The organism is Corynebacterium sp. ACRPQ (genome assembly GCF_022347225.1).
GTDB classification, from domain to species: domain Bacteria; phylum Actinomycetota; class Actinomycetes; order Mycobacteriales; family Mycobacteriaceae; genus Corynebacterium; species Corynebacterium tuberculostearicum_D.
The window spans coordinates 1-21,812 of the sequence record NZ_JAKRNF010000026.1 but is presented as its reverse complement, the minus strand read 5'-3'; the positions used below and the strand labels follow the sequence as shown (position 1 = coordinate 21,812).

The 21,812-nt window shown below is 59.7% G+C and carries 16 protein-coding genes; 12 read left to right on the top strand and 4 right to left on the bottom strand.

The window, feature by feature from the left end:
- Positions 1 to 272 precede the first annotated feature (272 nt).
- The 4 genes from secE (at position 273) to rplA (ending at position 3,052) form a co-directional block, all read left to right on the top strand.
- On the top strand, positions 273 to 605 hold the full coding sequence (gene secE, locus MHY24_RS11440) for a preprotein translocase subunit SecE (RefSeq protein ID WP_204610288.1): 333 nt from the start codon (positions 273 to 275) through the stop codon (positions 603 to 605).
- Positions 606 to 733: 128 nt separating this feature from the next.
- Positions 734 to 1,663, top strand: a complete 930-nt coding sequence (gene nusG / locus MHY24_RS11435; protein WP_239230773.1) for a transcription termination/antitermination protein NusG — start codon at positions 734 to 736, stop codon at positions 1,661 to 1,663.
- 172 nt (positions 1,664 to 1,835) lie between these two features.
- Entirely contained in the window at positions 1,836 to 2,279 is a 444-nt protein-coding gene (rplK, locus tag MHY24_RS11430; RefSeq protein WP_005327961.1) for a 50S ribosomal protein L11, read from the top strand.
- A 68-nt stretch (positions 2,280 to 2,347) separates the two neighbouring features.
- Complete coding sequence (gene rplA, locus MHY24_RS11425; RefSeq protein ID WP_049383568.1) at positions 2,348 to 3,052, top strand: 50S ribosomal protein L1; 705 nt, start codon at positions 2,348 to 2,350, stop codon at positions 3,050 to 3,052.
- An 84-nt stretch (positions 3,053 to 3,136) separates the two neighbouring features.
- Here rplA and MHY24_RS11420 read toward each other — a convergent pair whose 3' ends face one another.
- The 4 genes from MHY24_RS11420 to MHY24_RS11405 are packed head-to-tail and all read right to left on the bottom strand — an operon-like array spanning position 3,137 to position 8,173.
- Positions 3,137 to 4,525, bottom strand: coding sequence for a Y4yA family PLP-dependent enzyme (locus MHY24_RS11420; protein ID WP_239230770.1), 1,389 nt, complete (start codon positions 4,523 to 4,525; stop codon positions 3,137 to 3,139).
- On the bottom strand, positions 4,522 to 5,823 hold the full coding sequence (locus MHY24_RS11415) for an FAD/NAD(P)-binding protein (RefSeq protein ID WP_239230767.1): 1,302 nt from the start codon (positions 5,821 to 5,823) through the stop codon (positions 4,522 to 4,524). Before MHY24_RS11415 ends, MHY24_RS11420 begins: the two co-directional genes overlap by 4 nt.
- A complete protein-coding gene (locus MHY24_RS11410) occupies positions 5,820 to 6,836 on the bottom strand; it encodes a pyridoxal-phosphate dependent enzyme (RefSeq protein WP_204610279.1) in 1,017 nt (338 codons plus the stop codon). The genes MHY24_RS11415 and MHY24_RS11410 overlap by 4 nt, the downstream gene beginning before the upstream one ends.
- 32 nt (positions 6,837 to 6,868) lie before the next feature.
- On the bottom strand, positions 6,869 to 8,173 hold the full coding sequence (locus tag MHY24_RS11405) for a deoxyribodipyrimidine photo-lyase (RefSeq protein WP_239230765.1): 1,305 nt from the start codon (positions 8,171 to 8,173) through the stop codon (positions 6,869 to 6,871).
- A 314-nt stretch (positions 8,174 to 8,487) separates the two neighbouring features.
- Between MHY24_RS11405 and rplJ the strand changes: the two genes are divergently transcribed.
- From rplJ to MHY24_RS11365, 8 genes are all read left to right on the top strand, one after another.
- The gene (rplJ, locus tag MHY24_RS11400; protein WP_005322886.1) at positions 8,488 to 9,009 is read left to right on the top strand and encodes a 50S ribosomal protein L10; all 522 of its coding nucleotides are present in this window, start codon (positions 8,488 to 8,490) and stop codon (positions 9,007 to 9,009) included.
- 88 nt (positions 9,010 to 9,097) lie between these two features.
- Positions 9,098 to 9,487, top strand: coding sequence for a 50S ribosomal protein L7/L12 (gene rplL, locus MHY24_RS11395; RefSeq protein ID WP_005322882.1), 390 nt, complete (start codon positions 9,098 to 9,100; stop codon positions 9,485 to 9,487).
- Between the two features lie 143 nt (positions 9,488 to 9,630).
- On the top strand, positions 9,631 to 9,912 hold the full coding sequence (locus MHY24_RS11390; protein ID WP_204610277.1) for a type II toxin-antitoxin system RelE/ParE family toxin: 282 nt from the start codon (positions 9,631 to 9,633) through the stop codon (positions 9,910 to 9,912).
- On the top strand, positions 9,887 to 10,219 hold the full coding sequence (locus MHY24_RS11385; protein WP_204610276.1) for a HigA family addiction module antitoxin: 333 nt from the start codon (positions 9,887 to 9,889) through the stop codon (positions 10,217 to 10,219). Before MHY24_RS11390 ends, MHY24_RS11385 begins: the two co-directional genes overlap by 26 nt.
- Positions 10,220 to 10,290: 71 nt before the next feature.
- A complete protein-coding gene (locus MHY24_RS11380) occupies positions 10,291 to 11,307 on the top strand; it encodes a DUF3068 domain-containing protein (RefSeq protein WP_239230762.1) in 1,017 nt (338 codons plus the stop codon).
- A 385-nt stretch (positions 11,308 to 11,692) separates the two neighbouring features.
- The gene (locus tag MHY24_RS11375; RefSeq protein ID WP_239230760.1) at positions 11,693 to 15,187 is read left to right on the top strand and encodes a DNA-directed RNA polymerase subunit beta; all 3,495 of its coding nucleotides are present in this window, start codon (positions 11,693 to 11,695) and stop codon (positions 15,185 to 15,187) included.
- A 106-nt stretch (positions 15,188 to 15,293) separates the two neighbouring features.
- Positions 15,294 to 19,289 carry a DNA-directed RNA polymerase subunit beta' gene (locus MHY24_RS11370; RefSeq protein WP_239230758.1) on the top strand — a complete coding sequence of 1,332 codons (3,996 nt, stop codon included), beginning with the start codon at positions 15,294 to 15,296 and terminating at the stop codon, positions 19,287 to 19,289.
- Between the two features lie 406 nt (positions 19,290 to 19,695).
- A partial coding sequence (locus MHY24_RS11365; RefSeq protein WP_367398062.1) for a Rib/alpha-like domain-containing protein occupies positions 19,696 to 21,812 on the top strand: 2,117 nt, incomplete at its 3' end.

Genomic DNA, 21,812 nt, shown 5'->3' with positions numbered 1-21,812 from the left:
ATGCCTTTGGCGGTATTTCATGGTCGAAGCTGGAATATCCCTTTGGATAAGTGAAATAGTACTAATAACAGCACGCCAGACCAGCTAGCCGTACAACCTCACCAACACATCCTGTCGTTTAAGCCGCTTAGCCCGCCCACATGTTGTCAAGGCCACGTCCGGCAAATGCCGTGGTCAGCTTTTCATGCTGTGCAAGCTTTGCTAGGGTTGACAAAGTTATGGAGGTGCGCGTTAAGCGCCCTATTAGATTTAGTTCCCAAGGAGGGTTAGCTGTGAGCGATGAGCAGCAGCCGAAGAATTCGGGTGCATCGCGCCCGACCGGTAAGCGTCAGCTCTCTGGTGCGGCTACCACGTCCTCCGCGGACTACGCCGATAAGCACGTCGTCCGCGTCGAGGATAAGAACCACGATGACACCCCAGGTGGTGGCGTAGCCGCCTTCCCGGGCGAGGTAGCATCCGAGATGAAGAAGGTGGTGTGGCCTACCGCTAAGGAGATGCTGCAGTACACCCTCATTACCTTTGCGTTCCTTATCGTGCTGACCGTTTTGGTCTGGGGCGTTGACACCCTGGCTGGTCTCGGAGTTGAGCAGGTTCTCTCAGATTAGTAAGATAAGCGCATAATCTTTTATCCCGCTGTTTCCGCTTAAAGGAACGGCGGGATACTTTTTGCCCATACGCGGGCGGGTAGGCTGGTCCTACGCAACGCGCCGAGGAATTTTTTGGAGTAAGAATTATGAGCGACGAGAACAACGTCGAAACCGTAGGCACCTCCCTGGAAGAGGCAATGCAGTCCAACGTGCAGGAGCAGGCGGCAGAGCACGCTAGCTCCGTAGAAGAAGCACAGCAAGAGGACGCTACCCCAGCCGCTCCGGCAGCGGAAGAAGCTGAAGGAACGGCTGAGTCCACCGAGGCTGCAGGCGAGTCCGCCGAGTCCACCAACGCGGCGGAACCGGCAGCGACCGAAGCAGAGGCAGAGGGCACAGCCCCTGAGGCCAGCGAAGACGAGTCCGAGGATGCCGCCTACCGCAAGCGCCTGCGCGCCTTTACCCGCGAACTGAAGAAGCAGCCGGGCCAGTGGTACATCATTCAGTGCTACTCCGGCTACGAAAACAAGGTAAAGACCAACCTGGACATGCGTGCCCAGACCCTCGAGGTAGAAGATTCCATCTTCGAGGTCGTAGTTCCTATTGAGCAGGTCCTAGAGACCAAGGACGGCAAGAAGAAGATCGTGAAGCGCAAGCTGCTACCGGGCTACGTCCTGGTTCGCGCTGAGCTTAACGACGCCGCATGGTCCGTCATCCGCGAAACCCCAGGCGTGACCTCCTTCGTGGGCAACGAAGGCAACGCCACCCCGGTCAAGACCCGCGACGTGGCAAAGTTCCTCATGCCCAACGAGGCCCCGTCCACCAAGGGCGATGCTGCCCCGAACGAGGCAGAGGGCGAGCAGGTTGTGGCTATGCCGGAGAAGGAAGTGGCCAAGAAGTACGCGCACGATTTCGAGGTGGGCGAGGCCGTGACCATCCTGTCCGGCCCGCTGGCCGCCGTATCTGCGACCATTTCCGAGATCGACCCGGAGACCGGCAAGATGCAGGGCTTGGTATCCATCTTCGGCCGAGAGACCCCAGTGGAGCTGTCGCCGACCGAGATCGAGCGCATCTCCTAAAAAGTGATTTTGTGCAGGGCGCACGGTGTTCTAAACTGGAACGCCGTGCGCCTTTGGCGTGCGTATAAGAAAACGTTTCATCCTCCGGTGGCCCACTAAAGGTGAGCATCCGGACGGGATCCCGTTATTCATCGTGGCGGACATCCCGGTAACACAGGAAAGAGGTAATTCGATGGCTCCTAAGAAGAAGGTATCCGGCTTCATCAAGCTGCAGATCGAGGCAGGCGCCGCTAACCCGGCACCGCCAGTTGGCCCGGCACTGGGTGCCCACGGCGTCAACATCATGGAGTTCTGCAAGGCTTATAACGCCGCTACCGAGAACCAGCGTGGCAACGTGGTTCCGGTTGAGATCACCGTCTACGAGGACCGTTCCTTCGACTTCAAGCTGAAGACCCCGCCGGCAGCTAAGCTGCTGCTGAAGGCCGCTGGCATCAAGAAGGGCTCCGGCGTCCCACACACCGACAAGGTCGGCTCTGTGTCTTGGGATCAGTGCAAGGAAATCGCAGAGACCAAGTTTGCGGACCTGAACGCACGTGACATCGAGAACGGCGCTCGCATCATCGCCGGTACCGCCCGCTCCATGGGCATCACCGTTGATGGCGCACCGGAGAAGTAAAAACTTTATGTGGTAGGGCCAGCTACGGCCCGCCGAACACCACACCAATCCAGAAAAGGAATTGTTAAATGAGCACCAAGTCTAAGGCTTATAAGGCCGCTGCGGAACTGGTAGATAAGTCCCGCCTGTACCGTCCGATCGAGGCCACCAAGCTGGCCAAGGAGACCTCCTCCAAGAACTTCGACGCCACCGTTGACGTAGTCTTCCGCCTGGGCGTTGACCCGCGCAAGGCTGATCAGCTGGTTCGCGGCACCGTTTCCCTGCCTAACGGCACCGGTAAGGACGTTCGCGTTGCTGTCTTCGCTGAGGGCGAGAAGGCTACCGCCGCTCAGGAAGCTGGCGCTGACATCGTTGGCACCGCTGAACTGATCGAGCAGATCAACGAGGGCAACATCGATTTCGACGTTGCTATCGCTACCCCGGATCAGATGGCCAAGGTTGGCCGCGTTGCTCGCGTCCTGGGCCCGCGTGGTCTGATGCCAAACCCGAAGACCGGCACCGTTACCGCAGATGTTGCTAAGGCAATCTCTGAGGTTAAGGGCGGCAAGATCTCTTTCCGCGTTGATAAGGCTGCTAACCTGCACGCCATCATCGGCAAGGCATCCTTCGATGCTGAGAAGCTGGCTGAGAACTACGGCGCCCTCATGGACGAGATCCAGCGCCTGAAGCCTTCTTCCGCTAAGGGCATCTACATCAAGCGCGCTACCATCTCCACCACCTCCGGCCCGGGCATCCCGGTTGACGGTTCCGTGGTTAAGGGCTACACCGAGTAAATCGGTTTAGCGCACCGCGCTTAAAGCTAAAGGGCTTCGAGGAAATCCTCGAAGCCCTTTTCCTATGCTGTGAACCGTCGATAGTTATCTGGCGTCAATATCGTCTGGCGCCCAGTCGCCGCCGTCGGAGTAGACGTTGCGCGCCAAAGGAATTTGGTGCGAAGCAGACTCCAGGATGTGCATAAAATACCCGGCTGTATTCGGAATGGCGAGGGTATCTCCTACAGCAATGCCATCCGGGAAGTCCAGTTCGCGGCGCAGGATAACCTCGTCTTCAATGCAGTAGGCACCCACCACAAACCCGGTGCGTGGCTCGCGGGAGATTTCCTTTGCCGGGCCGGCCGTGGGTACCAGGAGGGGGTCGAGCAGGATGTCATCTGCGGCGGTCCGGCATTGGGTGCGATTCATCGCCACGCCGATAAGGGGCAGGCCATCAGAGCGTTCTTTGAGGAAGCTCACCTCGGCGAGGATGACTCCGCAGCCGTCGAGGAGGCTGCGGCCTGGCTCTAGATGCAGGGCGATGTCCCGCTCGCGCAGCGCTGTGCCAGCGGTGCCGTAGCCGGGGACCTCGCCAGAGAGGAGCTGGTCCAGCCACTGACCGCGCGTCGGCTCCTGCCAGAAGGGGTAAGTATTGGACAGCGGATCCGCTTTCCACGTGAACGGTTCACCGGTACCAGCGCGTTGGGAGGCGATGCGCTTAAGGTAATTCTCCCACTGCTCGCGGGATTCCAGGTAGCTCATGGGCACGCCGCCACCGATATCGATGAAACTAGCGGGCTGGCCCAATGTGCGGAGGTGCTCAACCAAGGCAATTGCCTCTGCCAGGGCGGTCCGACGGTCGGCTTCGCTATAGCCATGCAGGTGCACGTGGACGCCCACAGCACGAAGTTCCTTAGGCCACTCGGCTTGCCGCCATGCCGGCAGCCTCTCGCCAAAGCGGGTGGGAGGTAGGCAGTTCGGATCTGGAGCGAGGCGTGGTGCCACGCGAGCGGTAGTCTCTAAAGCCCGCGCGATGTCGGCGATGCGGCGGGATTCGGCGCGAGAATCACAAGAGATAGTAACTCCCCGCGAAACCGCCAGGCGGAGCAAGCCATCTGTTTTGATAGCGGCGCTAAGGATGATGCGCTCTGGGGCGACACCGCGGTCGAGCACTTGGCGGAGCTCGTTCTCGCTGGCTACATCCACTCCGAGCCCGGCATTGCGTGCAGCATCGACAAAACACAGAGCCTTATTGGCCTTGCGTGCGAAAAACACCTGAGTGCCCACGCCGTGGGAAGCGCCCGCGTCGAGCAGCTCCTGGGCATTGTGGCGCAGCGGAGCGGGATTCAACACGTTCACCGGAGAAGCGTAGCGTGAGGTTAATTCGCTGACGTGCTGCGGGTTTTCGACGAGCTCACGCATCCATCGTTCCCACCGGGCCCGCAAGGGGACGGTGCCGTGGACGGGTAGTGGTTCTACAGGGGTGGTGGTCATGGGTTTCCTACTTTCTCCGCCCAGCGGGGCATGTCATCGTGCACGGAACGGTTAAGGGAGTCATGGCCGGGCAGGGAGATCTCATTCATCCGGCCAATTTCCACCACGCCAGGAACGTCGTGGAAGGGGGAGGGGGTGGCTTGGGGAGCAACGGTGGCGTCAATAAGCAGGTCCACGCCGCCCTTTTCCTGCCAGGAATCTATCTGCCCCGGCGTGCCTAGGTAGTCGGTATTCACCACACCGGAGTGGATCAGCTCGAGCAGACGCCTAGCTGTGACCGGTGGCGGACCAAAAGCCACGCGCTCAAGGGTGCGTGAAAGCTCACGGAAGCCGGGCATAGGGCCATGCGCCTTGTGCCAATCGACGCATTCTTGGAATACGCCACGAAACGCGGCGCCCACGGCCGCGGCCGGGGTGAGTGGACCGGTACCTTCGGCCGCACGTAGGGAAGCCTCGAGCTCAGCGACGGCATCGCCAGTGAAATCCTGACCGTCGATAACGGCGGCGAGGTCCGCAGTTGAGAAGTCACCGAATTCGCCTGCAGCCCCGATGAGGATCTCACGCAGCTCCGAAGCGTTGTCGATATGCGCGCAAGCCTGCCGCCACCGCGGTGACACCTCCGGCAGCGGTGTCTGCGGGGAGGGCTTTACCTCCATGAAGCGCCCGCTGCGGCTAACCGGGTAGATGGTTTCGGCGGTATCGCCATACAGCAGGCACACATCGATGAAGCTCAAGGCGGCACCGCGTACGCCGATTTGCCGTGCGGAGCTCGGAAGATCGGCACCGAAGTAAAGACCGGTGACTGGTACGCACGAAGCCTCGTAGGTCAAAGAACCAGCGTGGATATGGTCGTGGCCGGTGCAGACCAGGACTTCGTCGAAGGGGGAGCCATCGACCATGAACCCTTCTCCGTCGGCGCTTACCGCGGTCACGCGGTGCGGCAGGTGCCGGATGCGAACGTGGGCCGGCGCGCGGTGCACTGCTGCGGACCAGGTATCGGCGAGGAATTGGCCCACCTGGGCCCGCGGCGGGAAGGCATCGGTGGTGTCTTCACCGCGGCGGGTGCGCCAAGCGTTGAAACTATCGTGGGCAGTGGTGACGATGGCGCAGTTGACGTTGAGGCGCCACTGCGGCGGCTGCTGCGGACGGTAGACGGCGCCCGCACCGGCGGGGTAGGGGTCAAAGACGGTGACATCGAGTGGAACGCGGGCGCGCTCGATAAGTTCCTCGACGGCCCAAAGTCCACGCGGTCCACCTCCAATGATGGCAATGCGGCGGGCAGAACGAGAAGAGGTCACTGCGCCGACCCCTCGATGCGCGCGGCAAGTTCAGCGGGCGAAATGTCAAAGTTTTCGCACACCCAGGAGTCGTTATAAATGGTGTCCAGGTAAGGCTGGCCGGCGTCGTGCAGCACGGCAACCACTTCGGCCCCTGCCGGTAGGGAGGGTGCGAGGCTCTGGAAGGCGGCGATGACGGCACCGCCGGAAGCGCCAGGCAGCAGGCCCTCTGCTTGGGCGAGTTGTCGGGCGGCAACGATGGCATCGAGATCTGGAACCCTCTCCACGGAAGAAGGCGAAAACTTGGTGGATAGCTCGGTCACGATACCTGCGCCGTAGCCGGGCAGCATGCGGGTGCCGCGCTCACCACCAAAAAGCACGGAGCCTTCCGCATCAACGCCGATTGTGTGGGTATCGGCGCCCAGCTCGGAGAGCTTGCGTACGCAGCCGCCAAGGGTTCCGGTGGTGCTCATAGCCACGAGTAGATGGCTAGGGGCCTGGCCGAGCTGGTCCACAATCTCAGTCATGGTGCCTTCCGCGTGGGCGTGGAAGGCGGCTTCATTGGAATACTGGTTGAGGTTGAAAGAATCGGGGATCTCTTCCAAAAGCTCGGCCACGCGGGTGCGGCGGGCGGTGAGCCAATCGCCGGTTTCTGGATCGGGGTGGTCGAGCAATTCCACGTGTGCGCCGTAGGCCCGCATGGTAGCCACCGTGGAGGCGTTGACCCGCGGATCCACCACGCAATGGAACTTCATGCCTTGTAGCGGGGCTTGGCGAGCTAGAGCCATGCCCAGGTTGCCGGAGGAAGATTCCACCAGCGTCGAACCAGGACGGATATCGCCGGCTGCAAGCGCCGCCTGGATCAGTGCTCGTGCCGTCCGGTCTTTTGCAGAACCGCCGAGGTTGAATTGTTCGAGTTTGAGATAGAGGTGGACATCCGGCCGGGGACTAATCGCCTCCACTCGCATGAGTGGGGTATTGCCAATGGGCGGGTGCGCTTGAGAATGAATCCTGGGGCTCATCATTGGCCCCATGGTAGACCTTTGCGTCCACCTTTTCCGCCGGCTTAATCCTTGATCTCCGCATAGGCATCGAGCGCGGCTTGGCGCGATTCCTTCAGGTCGACGATGGGTGGGGCAGACAGCGCGGGTGCCCAGCGGCGCACGTACTCGCCGTCGGGGTCGAAGCGTTTGGCCTGCGTTTCGGGGTTGAAGATGCGGAAGAAGGGCGCGGCGTCATCGCCGCAGCCGGCCACCCACTGCCAATTAAACGGGTTGGAGGCGGCATCGGCGTCCACCAAGGTGTCCCAGAACCATTCCTCGCCCAGGCGCCAGTGGATGCCCAGGTTCTTGGTGAGGAAGGAGCCCACCACCATGCGCACGCGGTTGTGCATGTACCCGGTGGCCCATAGCTCGCGCATTCCGGCGTCGACAAGCGGAATTCCGGTAGTGCCGGCCTGCCAGTCCTTGAGCCGCGGGTCATCCCAGGACCAGTCGAAGCGGTCGAATTTCTCCCGCACGTTCTCGGTGGCGAGATTGGGCAGGTGGTAGAGGCGGTGCCAGGCAAAGTCGCGCCACAGCAGCTCGGAGTGGAACTTGGCGGCTTCGGGCTCCTCGGCCGCCGCGAACCACACCTCGCGCGGGGAGACCTCGCCAAAGCGCAGGTGGGGCGATAGTAGGGAGGTGGCATTGAGCGCGGGGATATCGCGCTCCTCGGCATAGTTGGCCAGGTCCAGCTGGGCTAGTCGCTCGCGCGCGCCGGCCTCGCCGGGCGTCCAGTGCTCGGCCAGCGATGCCGCCCATGCCGGTTCGGCGGGCTGGGGCCAGGCAGATGCATTGCTTGCCGACGCCCCCATCTCCGGCACCCCCTCCGGTTCATCTCCCGCCACCTGGGAGGCGGCGGCCTTGGAGAAGGGAGTAAAGACCTTATAGGGCTGGCCCTGGCCATTGGTGACCTCCCAGGGCTCCACCAAGGTGAAGCCGGGCGAGGACGTCGCGGTGATGCCCTGGGAGGTTAGGGTTTCCTTGACGCTCGCATCGACCTCGCGCAAGGGGCCGTGGTAGCGGCGGGTCCACGTGACGGTGGTGGCGCCCAGTTCTGCGGCGAGGCGGGGGATTTCCTCGCGGGCATCGCCGGCGGCGCGAATGAGTTCTACGCCGTGGTCAGCAAGGTCGTGGGCGAGGGCATAGAGGGAGCGCTCGCGCCACCACGTGCTCGCGCCGCCCAGCGGGCGGGTGCCGGGATAGGCGGGCTCGTCGAGGACGACGGCGACCAAGGGGGCGTCGCCAAGCGAGGCGGCCTCGGCCGCGCGGGAAAGGGCCTGGTTATCGTGCAGACGCAGGTCATCGCGGAACCACATCAGGCTGGTCATAGCGGCCATGCTACGCGGCGGAAATCGCGATTTGGAGAAACCGCGGGTGGGGAGGTAGTGTTTTCCACGAAGTTTGAACGGCCACTTCACGGCCGAGTCAAAGTTCACCGAAGACCGTTGGTCATCCATTTGGATCGAAGGTTCTCCATCCTAGGAGGCGGCCCACGCAGGAGACACTTTGCGATTATTCGCGGCATTCTCTTATGTCGCGCGCCCTGTGCTCTTGCACGGGGCTTTTGTTGTTTCGGGCAACCGAAGCGAGGAAGGCCCCGGCGGAATAATAAAAGAGATGTTTTGGAAGGAGGCGAGAGACAATGGCAAACCCAAAGAACACTGCAGACCTGGCAGAGCTGAAGGAAAAGCTGGCTGGCGCTAACTCTGTTGTATTGACCGAGTACCGCGGCCTGACCGTATCCCAGCTGCAGGAGCTGCGTAACGATCTGGGCTTTGACGTTGAATACTCCGTCGCCAAGAACACCCTTTTCAAGATCGCTGCCAAGGAAGCTGGCATCGAAGGTCTTGATGATTTGCTGACTGGCCCGACCGCAATTGCGTTCATCAAGGGCGAGGCAGTGGATGCTGCGAAGGTCATCACCAAGTTCGCTGATGACAACAAGGCACTCATCATCAAGGGTGGCTACATGGACGGCAACGCACTGTCTGCCGACCAGGTTGAGGCCATCGCCAAGCTGGATAACCGCGAGACCACCCTCGCAAAGCTGGCTGGCGCTATGAAGGGTTCTATGGCGAAGGCAGCCGCTCTCTTCAACGCTCCTGCAACCAAGGCTGTACGCACCGTCGCAGCCCTGCAGGACAAGAAGGAAGCAGAAGCTTAAGTCGTCACAAAAGACGCACAATTACAACACCGTGTGCGCCGCATAAATCACGCGCAGCGCACACACAACACAGAAAGGACTTGCCATCATGGCTAAGCTCACCAAGGACGAGCTCATTGAAGCTTTCAAGGAAATGACCCTCATCGAACTGTCCGAGTTCGTTAAGGAATTTGAAGAGGTATTCGACGTTGAGGCTGCTGCTCCGGTTGCTGCTGTTGCAGCTGGCGCTCCGGCTGAGGGCGGCGCTGGTGCCGCTGAGGAGAAGACCGAGTTCGACGTCGTTCTGACCGACGCTGGCGCTAAGAAGATTGGCGTTATTAAGGCTGTCCGCGAGATCGTCTCCGGCCTGGGCCTGAAGGAAGCTAAGGAAATGGTCGAGGGTGCTCCTAAGGCTATCCTCGAGGGCGCTTCCAAGGACGACGCTGAGGCTGCTAAGACCAAGCTGGAAGAGGCTGGCGCTTCCGTCGAGCTCAAGTAATTTCACTGAGCTTTACGCTTTCAAACCCCCACTCTTACCGCCGCGCGCGGTGGGAGCTGGGGGTTTCCTCGTTTTATGCTCGCGGGCGCAATGCGGGTAGTACAGCAATGGCCAATAGTGTCAAAGTGTGACACTATGGCATTGTGGAGTTCAGGAGGGGTAGCTTAGAGCGCTTTCACACAGATGGTAAGGCGCCAAAGTACGTGCCCCCTGAACTGCGAAGGATACTGCGTCGCAAATTCATCATGATTGACCGAGCAGCCTCTCTTGCCGATTTGAGGATTCCACCAGCGAATCACTTAGAGAGGCTGAAAGGGCAGTGGGACGGATTTTATTCCATCCGTGTTAATGCGCAGTGGAGAGTAGTCTTCCGGTGGACAGGGAAAGGAGCTGTGGACGTTGACTTCATCGATTATCACAAATAAGGGGGAAGAGTCCTCGGATGTCGTCCCCGTTCCACACCCTGGAGAGGTTCTGCGCGAGGAATTTCTGGAGCCGCTCGGACTGACTCAATACCGCTTAGCCAAGGATATTTTTAGCTCCAAGTCCCAAATTTCCAAGCTGGTGCGTGGGCGCATTGGGATTAGTGCGGAAATGGCGCTCCGTCTTTCCGCTTATTTTGGCAATTCGGCAGAGTTTTGGCTGGGGCTGCAAGAAGAGTTTGATCTCTGGTGCGCGCGGCAGACCACGGATACTAGCAGCATCATCGCTTGGAATGCGCAGACGGCTTAAAACCAATCCGGTGTGGCGGGGCGGCCTGTAGAAACAGGGAATCGCCGCCACGGGTTGTAGAATTAGCCCCCATGCTGCCCAAGTCCCGCATTTTTTCCGTCCTGCTCCTAGGCCTCGGCGTCGCGCTTATCGCCGCCGGTATTGTGGCGCCGGCGTTTTTGGATTACTCCTCGCGGCTGCCGCTGAACCTGAAAAACAGTACGTGGACACTGCACGATGATTCTGCGGATTCGCAGCAGCTGTCCAAGGACGGCACCACGCCGTATTCGGGCCCCATGACCTACCAAATCAACATGGATATCCAGGAGCCCTCGGACGATGAGAAGGCCACCGTGCGCATCGGTGAGACCCGCATGCGTGGCGAGGGGGAGGGCCTCAATGACCTGAGCCAGGCCCAGGTGTGGACGTACCCCGTGGATCGCCTGAGCGGCGAGGCGGCGGGGGAGGCCACGTTGAGCCACACACTTGCGACCCCGTCCGACACGGTGACTGTGGACGGCTATTGGCTCAAGTTCCCAGCGGACGCGGAGAAGACTAACTACCCGGTCTTTGACCCGACGCTGCGCAAGGCCGTCGATGCGGTCTTTGAAGAAGAAACCACGATGGACGGCCGCACGGTCTACCGCTACCACCAAGAGATCGAGCCGACCAACGTCGCGCAGCTCTTTGCGGCCGATGGCAATACCACCAGCTTGCCCAAGGAAGGCGGCGGCGAGGAGCAGGGCTACCTGACCCACTCCGGCAGCCGTGACTTCTATGTGGACCAGCAAACCGGCCTCGTGGTGGGCATGGATATGGATATCGATGATTACTACGCGGACCGCGAGGGCGTGGGCCGTGAGCGCGCCTTCGTCTTTAATGGCTCTACCTCCGAAGAGGACCAGCAGGCGCTGCTCAAAGAGGCGGCAGAATTCCCGCGCGACCGCGTGGCGGAGATCGTGCGGTGGGGTGCCATCGGCCTCGGTGCACTTTTAGCCCTGCTCGGAATCATTGGCGCATTGGGCCTATTTGGCGGCAAGAATAAGCATGCCCGCTCGCGCCATAACCGCGGGCGCATCGGCGGGAGCGCGGTGCCGGCGAGCCGGTAAAAGCGCAGCTGGAAAACAAAATCGCCGCCGGGGTTGCGGTGTATTGAGATTTTAGTGGTAGGGTGCTCGGTGGTTGTCGCGCACAGTCGCGCGACGTGGACGCGTTAGCGCCGCGGCGAGCACGAGCTTGCCCCCCTAGCGCGGTAGCGACACGCCCCAAGAGTGGTGTGTCTTTACATGGCAGGTCTTTTCCTATAAGCTGTTTCGTTGCGCTGGAATCTGGATCTTCGGTGCACATTTAGCCTTTCAGGCCGGTGATGGCAAAACCGACTTGACAAGGTGATTTTGTGCATTCTGAACCCAGACACTCCACAGCAGACCGAATGCTAGAATTACCAGCGGTTTTGCGGCTCGTCGGCCAGGGCGAGCAGGCAATCCGCGTGAGGTGCTGGAAGGACCCATCTTGGCAGTCTCCCGCCAGACCAAGTCAGTGGCCAATATCCCCGGAGCCCCGAAGCGATACTCGTTTGCAAAAATCAGCGAGCCTATCGCCCTGCCGGGTCTCCTTGACGTACAACTTGATTCCTTTGATTGGCTCGTTGGCGCGCCGGAGTGGCGCGAGCGCGAGCAGGCTGAGCGCGGCGATGACGCCCGCGTGACGAGCGGCCTCGAGGACATCCTCGAAGAGCTCTCGCCGATTGAGGACTACTCGGGCAATATGTCCCTGTCCCTGTCGGAGCCGCGCTTTGAACCGGTGAAGAACACCGTGGATGAGTGCAAGGAAAAGGACATCAACTACTCCGCGCCGCTGTACGTGACCGCAGAGTTTATTAATAACGACACCCAAGAGATTAAGTCGCAGACCGTCTTCATCGGCGATTTCCCGATCATGACGGATATGGGCACGTTCATCGTGAACGGTACCGAGCGCGTCGTCGTCTCTCAGCTGGTGCGCTCCCCGGGCGTCTACTTCGATCGCTCGATCGATAAGTCCACTGAGCGCCCGCTGCATTCCGTGAAGGTTATTCCTTCCCGCGGTGCATGGTTGGAGTTCGACGTCGACAAGCGCGACACCGTCGGCGTGCGCATTGACCGCAAGCGCCGCCAGCCGGTAACCGTGCTGCTTAAGGCACTGGGCTGGAGCGAGGAGCAGATCAGGGAACGCTTCGGCTTCTCCGAGCTCATGATGTCCACCCTGGAGTCGGACGGTGTAGCGAACACCGATGAGGCACTGCTGGAGATTTACCGCAAGCAGCGCCCAGGCGAGCAGCCCACCCGCGAGCTGGCTCAGTCCTTGCTGGATAACTCCTTCTTCCGTGCAAAGCGTTACGACCTGGCTAAGGTCGGCCGCTACAAGGTCAACCGCAAGCTGGGGCTCGGCGGCGACCACGATGGTCTGATGACCCTGACCGAGGAAGACATTGCCGTCACCCTCGAGTACCTGGTCCGCCTGCACGTAGGCGAGCGCGAGATGAAGGCACCAAACGGTGAGATGATCTCCCTGCACACGGATGACATCGACCACTTTGGTAATCGCCGCCTGCGCACCGTCGGTGAGCTCATCCAGAACCAGGTCCGTGTGGGCCTGTCCCGCATGGAGCGCGTTGTGCGCGAGCGCATGACCACCCAGGATGCGGAGTCCATCACTCCGACCTCCCTGATTAACGTGCGCCCGGTCTCTGCTGCTATCCGCGAGTTTTTCGGTACCTCGCAGCTGTCCCAGTTCATGGACCACAACAACTCGCTGTCCGGCCTGACCCACAAGCGCCGCCTGTCCGCGCTGGGCCCAGGCGGCCTGTCTCGTGAGCGCGCTGGCATTGAGGTGCGAGACGTTCACGCTTCTCACTACGGCCGTATGTGCCCGATTGAGACCCCTGAGGGCCCGAACATTGGCCTCATTGGTGCGCTGGCGTCCTACGCCCGCGTGAATGCTTTCGGCTTCATTGAGACCCCGTACCGCAAGGTTGTGGACGGCAAGATCACCGACCAGGTGGAGTACCTCACCGCCGATGAAGAGGACCGCTTCGCTATTGCTCAGGCCGAGGTCGAGCAGGACGCAGAGGGCAACCTCACCGGCGAGCGTATTGAGGTCCGCCTGAAGGACGGCGACATCGGGCTTACCGACGCCGCCGGTGTGGACTACGTTGACGTCTCCCCGCGCCAGATGGTTTCCGTGGGTACCGCCATGATTCCGTTCTTGGAGCACGACGATGCTAACCGTGCCCTGATGGGTGCGAACATGCAGAAGCAGGCAGTGCCGCTGGTACGCTCCGAGGCCCCGCTGGTGGGTACCGGCATGGAGCAGCGCGCTGCGTACGACGCTGGCGACGTTGTCATCACCCCGAAGGCCGGTGTGGTCGAAAACGTCACCGCTGATGTCATCACCATCATGGATGATGAGGGCCAGCGCGATACCTACATCCTGCGTAAGTTCGAGCGCACCAACCAGGGCACCAACTACAACCAGACCCCGCTGGTTTCCATGGGCGAGCGCGTAGAGGCCGGCCAGGTTCTGGCCGATGGCCCGGGTACCCACAATGGTGAGATGTCCCTCGGCCGCAACCTGCTGGTTGCCTTCATGCCGTGGGAAGGCCATAACTACGAGGACGCCATCATCCTTAACCAGCGCATCGTGGAGGAGGACATCCTGACCTCCGTCCACATCGAAGAGCACGAGATTGATGCTCGCGATACCAAGCTGGGCGCCGAGGAAATCACCCGCGAGATCCCGAACGTCTCCGAGGACGTCCTGAGCGACCTGGACGAGCGCGGCATTATCCGCATCGGTGCCGACGTCCGCGCCGGTGACATCCTCGTGGGTAAGGTCACCCCGAAGGGTGAGACCGAGCTGACCCCGGAGGAGCGCCTGCTGCGCGCCATCTTCGGTGAGAAGGCCCGCGAGGTCCGCGATACCTCCATGAAGGTGCCGCACGGTGAGGTGGGCAAGGTCATCGGCGTTGCCCGCTTCTCCCGCGATGATGATGACGATCTGGCCCCTGGCGTCAACGAGATGATTCGCGTCTACGTGGCCCAGAAGCGCAAGATCCAGGACGGCGATAAGATGGCCGGCCGCCACGGCAACAAGGGCGTTGTGGGCAAGATTCTGCCGCCAGAGGATATGCCGTTCATGGAAGACGGCACCCCGGTAGACATCCTGCTGAACACCCACGGTGTGCCGCGTCGTATGAACATTGGCCAGGTCCTCGAGGTTCACTTGGGCTGGTTGGCACACGCCGGCTGGAAGGTCGACACCGAAGATCCGAAGAACGCCGAGCTGCTCAAGACCCTGCCGGAGGAGCTCTATGACGTTCCTGCGGATTCCTTGACCGCGACCCCAGTCTTCGACGGTGCTACCAACCACGAGATCGAGCGCCTGCTGGCTTCCTCCCGTCCTAACCGCGACGGCGATGTGCTGGTAGATGAGAACGGCAAGGCCACGCTTTTCGACGGCCGCTCGGGCGAACCGTACAAGTACCCAATTTCGGTTGGCTACATGTACATGCTCAAGCTGCACCACTTGGTCGATGAGAAGATTCACGCCCGTTCCACCGGTCCTTACTCCATGATCACCCAGCAGCCGCTGGGTGGTAAGGCCCAGTTCGGTGGCCAGCGCTTCGGCGAGATGGAGGTGTGGGCAATGCAGGCATACGGCGCTGCCTACACCCTGCAGGAGTTGCTGACCATCAAGTCCGATGACGTCGTCGGCCGCGTGAAGGTCTACGAAGCCATTGTTAAGGGCGACAATATTCCAGATCCGGGCATCCCTGAGTCCTTCAAGGTGTTGCTCAAGGAGCTGCAGTCCCTGTGCCTGAACGTGGAGGTTCTCTCCACCGACGGCACGCCGATGGAGCTGTCTGGCTCTGATGACGATGACATGGATAGCCCATCGCTTGGCATTAACCTGTCCCGCGATGAAGGTTCCTCCGCTGACATCGCCTAGTTAGTTTCTTGGTCCACCGCGGGGAAGTTCCCGCGGCTGGGCATAAACGTTTCATTCATAAAAAGCCATCAATTCCTCGACAACGAGGATGAAAGGGAGACATTACGTGTTTGACGTAAATCTCTTCGACGAGCTCCGCATCGGTCTGGCCACCGCAGACGATATTCGTCGCTGGTCCAAGGGCGAGGTCAAAAAGCCCGAGACCATTAACTACCGCACCCTGAAGCCGGAGAAGGACGGCCTCTTCTGCGAGCGCATCTTCGGCCCTACCCGTGACTGGGAGTGCGCTTGTGGCAAGTACAAGCGCGTCCGCTACAAGGGCATCATCTGTGAGCGCTGTGGCGTTGAGGTGACCAAGTCCAAGGTTCGCCGTGAGCGTATGGGCCACATTGAGCTGGCCGCTCCGGTAACCCACATCTGGTACTTCAAGGGCGTTCCTTCCCGCCTGGGCTACCTGCTGGACCTGGCTCCGAAGGATCTCGAGCGCATCATTTACTTCGCGGCCAACATCATCACCTCCGTGGATGAAGAGGCTCGCCACAACGACCAGTCCACCTTGGAAGCAGAGATGCTTCTGGAGAAGAAGGACGTTGAGGACGATACCGAGTCCGAGATCGCAGAGCGCGCCTCCAAGCTGGAGTCTGACCTGGCTGAGCTGGAAGCAGCCGGCGCCAAGGCAGATGCCCGCAAGAAGGTGCAGAACGCTGCCGATAAGGAGATGCAGCACATTCGCGAGCGCGGCGAGCGCGAGATCGCCCGCCTGGATGAAATCTGGAATACCTTCATCAAGCTGGCTCCAAAGCAGATGATCATCGATGAGACCATCTACGAAGAGCTGGTTGACCGCTACGAGGATTACTTCACCGGCGGCATGGGTGCAGAAGCCATCCAGACCTTGGTCCGCAACTTCGACCTCGAGGCTGAGGCCGAGGAACTGCGCGAGATCATCAACAACGGCAAGGGCCAGAAGAAGATGCGTGCCCTGAAGCGCCTGAAGGTCGTTGCTGCCTTCCTACGCTCCGGCAACGATCCGGCTGGCATGGTGCTGGATGCTGTCCCGGTTATTCCACCAGAGCTGCGCCCGATGGTGCAGCTGGACGGTGGCCGCTTCGCTACCTCCGACCTGAACGACCTCTACCGCCGCGTGATCAACCGCAATAACCGTTTGAAGCGCATGATCGACCTGGGTGCTCCAGAGATCATCGTGAACAACGAGAAGCGCATGCTGCAGGAGTCTGTGGACGCGCTCTTCGATAACGGCCGCCGCGGCCGCCCGGTTACCGGTCCGGGCAACCGTCCGCTGAAGTCCCTGTCTGACTTGCTCAAGGGCAAGCAGGGCCGCTTCCGCCAGAACCTGCTGGGTAAGCGCGTGGACTACTCCGGCCGTTCCGTTATTATCGTTGGTCCGCAGCTGAAGCTGCACGAGTGCGGTCTGCCGAAGCTCATGGCGCTCGAGCTATTCAAGCCGTTCGTCATGAAGCGCTTGGTAGAAAACGACTACGCCCAGAACATCAAGTCCGCCAAGCGCATGGTTGAGCGCCAGCGCCCAGAGGTGTGGGACGTTCTGGAGCAGGCCATTTCCGAGCACCCAGTGATGCTCAACCGCGCTCCTACGCTGCACCGCCTGGGTATTCAGGCCTTCGAGCCGAAGCTGGTTGAGGGTAAGGCTATTCAGCTGCACCCGCTGGCTTGTGAGGCGTTCAACGCCGACTTCGACGGTGACCAGATGGCAGTCCACCTGCCACTATCCGCTGAGGCACAGGCTGAGGCCCGCGTCCTGATGTTGGCTTCCAATAACATTCTGTCCCCAGCATCCGGTAAGCCACTGGCCATGCCGCGTCTGGATATGGTTACCGGCCTGTACTACCTGACCATGGACAAGGCCGAGGACGAGATCGGTGGCAACGGCCGCTTCCGCGAGGCAGAAGAGGATAAGCCAGCAACCGGCGTTTACTCCTCCTACGCCGAGGCCCTCATGGCCTATGACCGCGGCACCGTTGGCCTGCAGGCTCCGATCAAGGTCCGCATCGATCACCTTCGCCCGCCGCAGGAGATCGAGGAGGAGCAGTTCCCAGATGGCTGGTCCAAGGGCCAGGCATGGATGGGCTACACCACCATCGGCCGCGTCATGTTCAACGAGCTGCTGCCATGGAACTACCCGTACCTCGAGGGCATCATGGTCCGTAAGGGCGGCGGTTCCGGCAATAAGGTCCTCATCGGTGACGTGGTCAATGACTTGGCCAATAAGTACCCGATGATCACCGTGGCTCAGGTGCTGGACAACATGAAGGACGCCGGCTTCTACTGGGCAACCCGTTCCGGCGTGACCATCACCATGTCTGACGTTCTGGTTCTGCCGAATAAGACCGAGATCCTCGAGTCTTATGAGAAGGAAGCAGAGCGCATCGAGCGCAAGTACTGGGAGCAGGGCGCCCTGACCGAGCGCGAGCGCTACGACCGCCTGGTTGAGCTGTGGAAGGACGCTACCGATACCGTCGGTGAGGCCGTCGAGAATATGTACCCGGACCACAATCCGATTCCGATGATTGTGAAGTCCGGTGCGGCCGGTAACATGCGTCAGATCTGGACGCTGGCCGGTATGAAGGGCATGGTTGTGAACTCGCACGGTGATTACATCACCCGTCCGATTAAGACCTCCTTCCGCGAAGGTCTGTCCGTGCTGGAGTACTTTAACAACTCCCACGGCTCCCGTAAGGGTCTGGCCGATACCGCACTGCGTACCGCTGACTCCGGCTACCTCACCCGTCGTCTGGTGGACGTGGCCCAGGATGTCATCGTCCGTGAAGAGGACTGTGGCACCCGCCTAGGCGTCCAGGTGCCAATCGGCGAGGAGTCCGGGGACAAGGTTGTTCTCTCCGAGCTGTGGGAGACCTCTGCATCGGGCCGCGTTCTTGCGACCGATGTCAAGGGCGAAGACGGCGAGGTTGTGGCCGAGGCCGGCTCTGACCTCACCGAGGAGCTCACCCAGAAGCTGCTTGACGCTAAGGTCACCGATGTCAAGGTTCGCTCCGTGCTGACCTGCCAGACCCCGGCCGGCGTATGTGCCAAGTGCTACGGCAAGTCCATGGCTTCCGGCCAGCTCGTCGATATCGGCGAGGCCGTCGGCATTGTGGCTGCGCAGTCCATTGGTGAGCCGGGTACCCAGCTGACCATGCGTACGTTCCACCAGGGTGGTGTCGGTGGCGATATTACCGGCGGTCTGCCGCGTGTTCAGGAGCTCTTCGAGGCCCGTAACCCGAAGAACCGCGCTCCTATCGCCTCCGTTGACGGCACCGTCTCCCTGTCCGATGAGGGCAACTTCTGGACCCTGACCATCACCCCGGATGACGGTTCTGATGACGTGGTCTATGAGAAGCTCTCCAAGCGTCAGGGCCTGGCTCAGGTTCGTCGCCCGATGGAGTCCAACCCGGACGCCATGATCGAGCGTTCCCTCAAGGACGGCGACCACGTTGAGACCGGTGACCGCCTCATGCGTGGTGCGGCTGACCCGCACGACGTGCTCGAGGTCCTCGGCCGCCGCGGCGTGGAGCAGCACCTCATTAATGAGGTTCAGGCTGTGTACCGTACCCAGGGTGTGTCTATTCACGATAAGCACATCGAGATCATCATCCGCCAGATGCTGCGCCGCGGCACCGTCATCGATGCGGGTACCACGGACTTGCTGCCGGGTAACCTCATCGACCTCTCTGAGGCTAAGCAGCTCAACGCTGCCCAGGTCGCAGAGGGCGGCGAGCCAGCTCAGCTGCGCTCGGAGATCATGGGTATTACCAAGGCTTCCTTGGCTACCGAGTCCTGGCTGTCTGCTGCATCGTTCCAGGAGACCACTCGCGTGCTTACCGACGCCGCTATTAACAAGCGCTCCGATAAGCTCATCGGCCTCAAGGAGAACGTCATCATCGGTAAGCTCATCCCGGCTGGTACCGGTATCTCCCGCTACCGCAATATCTCCGTCAAGCCGACCGAGGCTGCACGCAACGCTGCATACTCGATCCCAACTTACGGCGATTCCATTTACGGCGATGACGGCTTCGGTGAATTCACCGGCGCTTCCGTCCCGCTGGATGAGGACTTCACCTTCTAGGTAGAAGCGAGGTAGCAACGCCGTAAATGCTGCACGAAAAGAAGCGTGTCTGGATTCCCAGGCACGCTTTTTTCATGCGAAAAATGCGGACAGCTTAGAGAAGGCGTGCTGATCTCCGAAAGGGATATTTAGCTGATTTATCACGTATTTAAGTGACGCGAACAATCCGAAGGGCCACTGACTGGGCAGATCTTCCGCACCTGGGATATGTGTACAATGTTAACCATTGATAATAATTAAGTTAAATGCGTGTATCGGTTGTGAGGGCCGGCTGAGTTCAATAACGTTGCAGACTGAGGACAGTCAGAACTCAGCTAAAAATTAGATGTTCGTACGCCCAGACCAAGAGTGGAGGGCATGCTCCTGTTCTCTGGTGTTCCCTAATTTTTATACGGAAGGACTTTTCATGAAAATGAAGAGTATTAACGGCGTAACTCGCCGTCGCGGCACTACTATCGCTGCCGCTGCTCTCTCTGTAGCTCTCGTAGCTCCGTTCGTTCATCCAGTTGTAAATCCCGCTTCCTCGCCAGTTGCTGCTGCTCAGGATGCAGCATCTGCGCAGGATCGCAGCGTTGATTCGCGAGGCACTTCGGAAGCGACTGCTATCCGAGCAGACGGTACTTGGGGTCAGAAGAAGGGCTACCAAGGTACGGTCTACTTGGATCGTGATAAAACGCCAGATGACCAGGATGATGCTGACGAGGCTATGCCTGGTGTAAAGGTCTTCTTGCAGTATGTTAACGGTAAGGGGCAGGTTTCTCCTATTTACTACACCACCTCGGATTCCGAGGGTAAATTCGTCTTCGACTTGTCCAAAGCGCCGAAGGATGGTCTGGGCAATCCGGTCGAATTCAAGTTGTCAGGCGATGAGAAGTTCCAGGTTCGCACGTGGGCTGAGAACCCGGACCCTGCAAAATACACGTTAGCGGCCGGTGGCGACATGTACAGCGGTCGCTTCCATAACCGACTGACCCGTAAATGGGAGGCCTGGGATTTTACGGCCGGCATTAACCGAATTGTCGGTTCTAAGGTTGTATTCCAGGAACGTCCGAACGTAGATGGCTGGCTTGCAAAGCCTGAAGCTGAGTGGACCGAGGCGCCGAGTGCTGATAAGAAGTGGCCAGAGGGTGGTATTTATGGTACCGCACGGGGCAAGGTTTGGTGGGAAAACAATGAGGACGAGGGCACACTTTCCAACCAATACTTTAAGGATTCTTCAGATCGTGCCGCTACTGATGTTAAGGTCGTAGGCTCCTATGTGAACGATGAAGTAGCACGTGAGTTTGACGCTTGGAAGGCCGCAAACAAGAACTACAGCCGCGAACAGTTCCGTGTTGCCCAGAAGGAAATCGTTGACAAATATCAGGCTGAGCACGGCAAAGGCTCCCATATCGCAGAGTCTCGCGTAGCTTATGTAAAGGATGATGGTTCCTTCTACCTCCCCTTTGCCGGCTTGTATGGTGTTGACCGCAACAAAAAGGGCAACAAAACCACGGACGAAGAATGGGGCACGCTCGTCTCCGCAAAGGATGAAAAGCATGACAGTCTAATGCAGTGGAACGGCACTCTGGGCCAGCGTCACCGCCACATCAACAAGGACTACATGTACCTGTATCCGGTAGTCGGTGATAACCGTGACCTATGGATGGGTAATTACCAGGACAATATGTTCCAGCCCGCCGATGGTGGAGGCCTAGGTGAGTCGTTGGAGTCAGATAATATTTCTCAACAGTACTTCGCGTTGTTGACTCCGCGCCCGATTCACGACGTATTCAATTACGACAACACTTCTTCTATCGCAGCTCCTGGAGATACCGCAAAATCGAAGACCACCGGCTTGGTCCCCAACCAGAAGTACGCTATTAAGTGGGTTGCGGACGGTAAATCCACTGGTGAAGTTTGTACTGTCACTGCTAACGAACTAGGTGAGTTGGAATCCTGTGACTTCACAGTCCCGAAGAACCTATCCAAGGCGACTGTATACTCTTCTCAGGTATTCGCCGCTGATGCTTCGGGTAAGCCAACTGGCACGCTCCTCCTGGCGGATTCATTCCTGGCAGACCCGACCTTCGTTCGTTATGACGACACGACGGGTACTGCCAAGGAAAAGGATCTTGAAGCGACGCCTTCTTTTGACAACCCGAATACTGACACTGTCGAAAAAAAGCCGGAAGGTGCAACTTTTGAGTTCGCGGATCCCGCTGCTGCTGAGAAATTGGGGCTGAGTATTGATCCTAAGACCGGCGCAGTTAAATGGCCTGCGGATAAACAGGTTGAAGGCGAAAACGAGGTGCTCGTAAAGGTTACATGGACCCCTGCTGAGGGTGCTGACCCAGTATCGCGAGAAGTTCCTGTGAAGTTTAACCTAGATGCACCCGCTTCGAAGGATAATGAGTCTTTCGAGCCTGAGTATGGGGATGGTTCTGGTAAGCCGGGTGAGGATGTGACGGTTCCGGCTCCGACCATTAAGGACGAGGACGGTAATGACACCGAGGTGCCGGAGGATACTAAGTTCACTCCTGG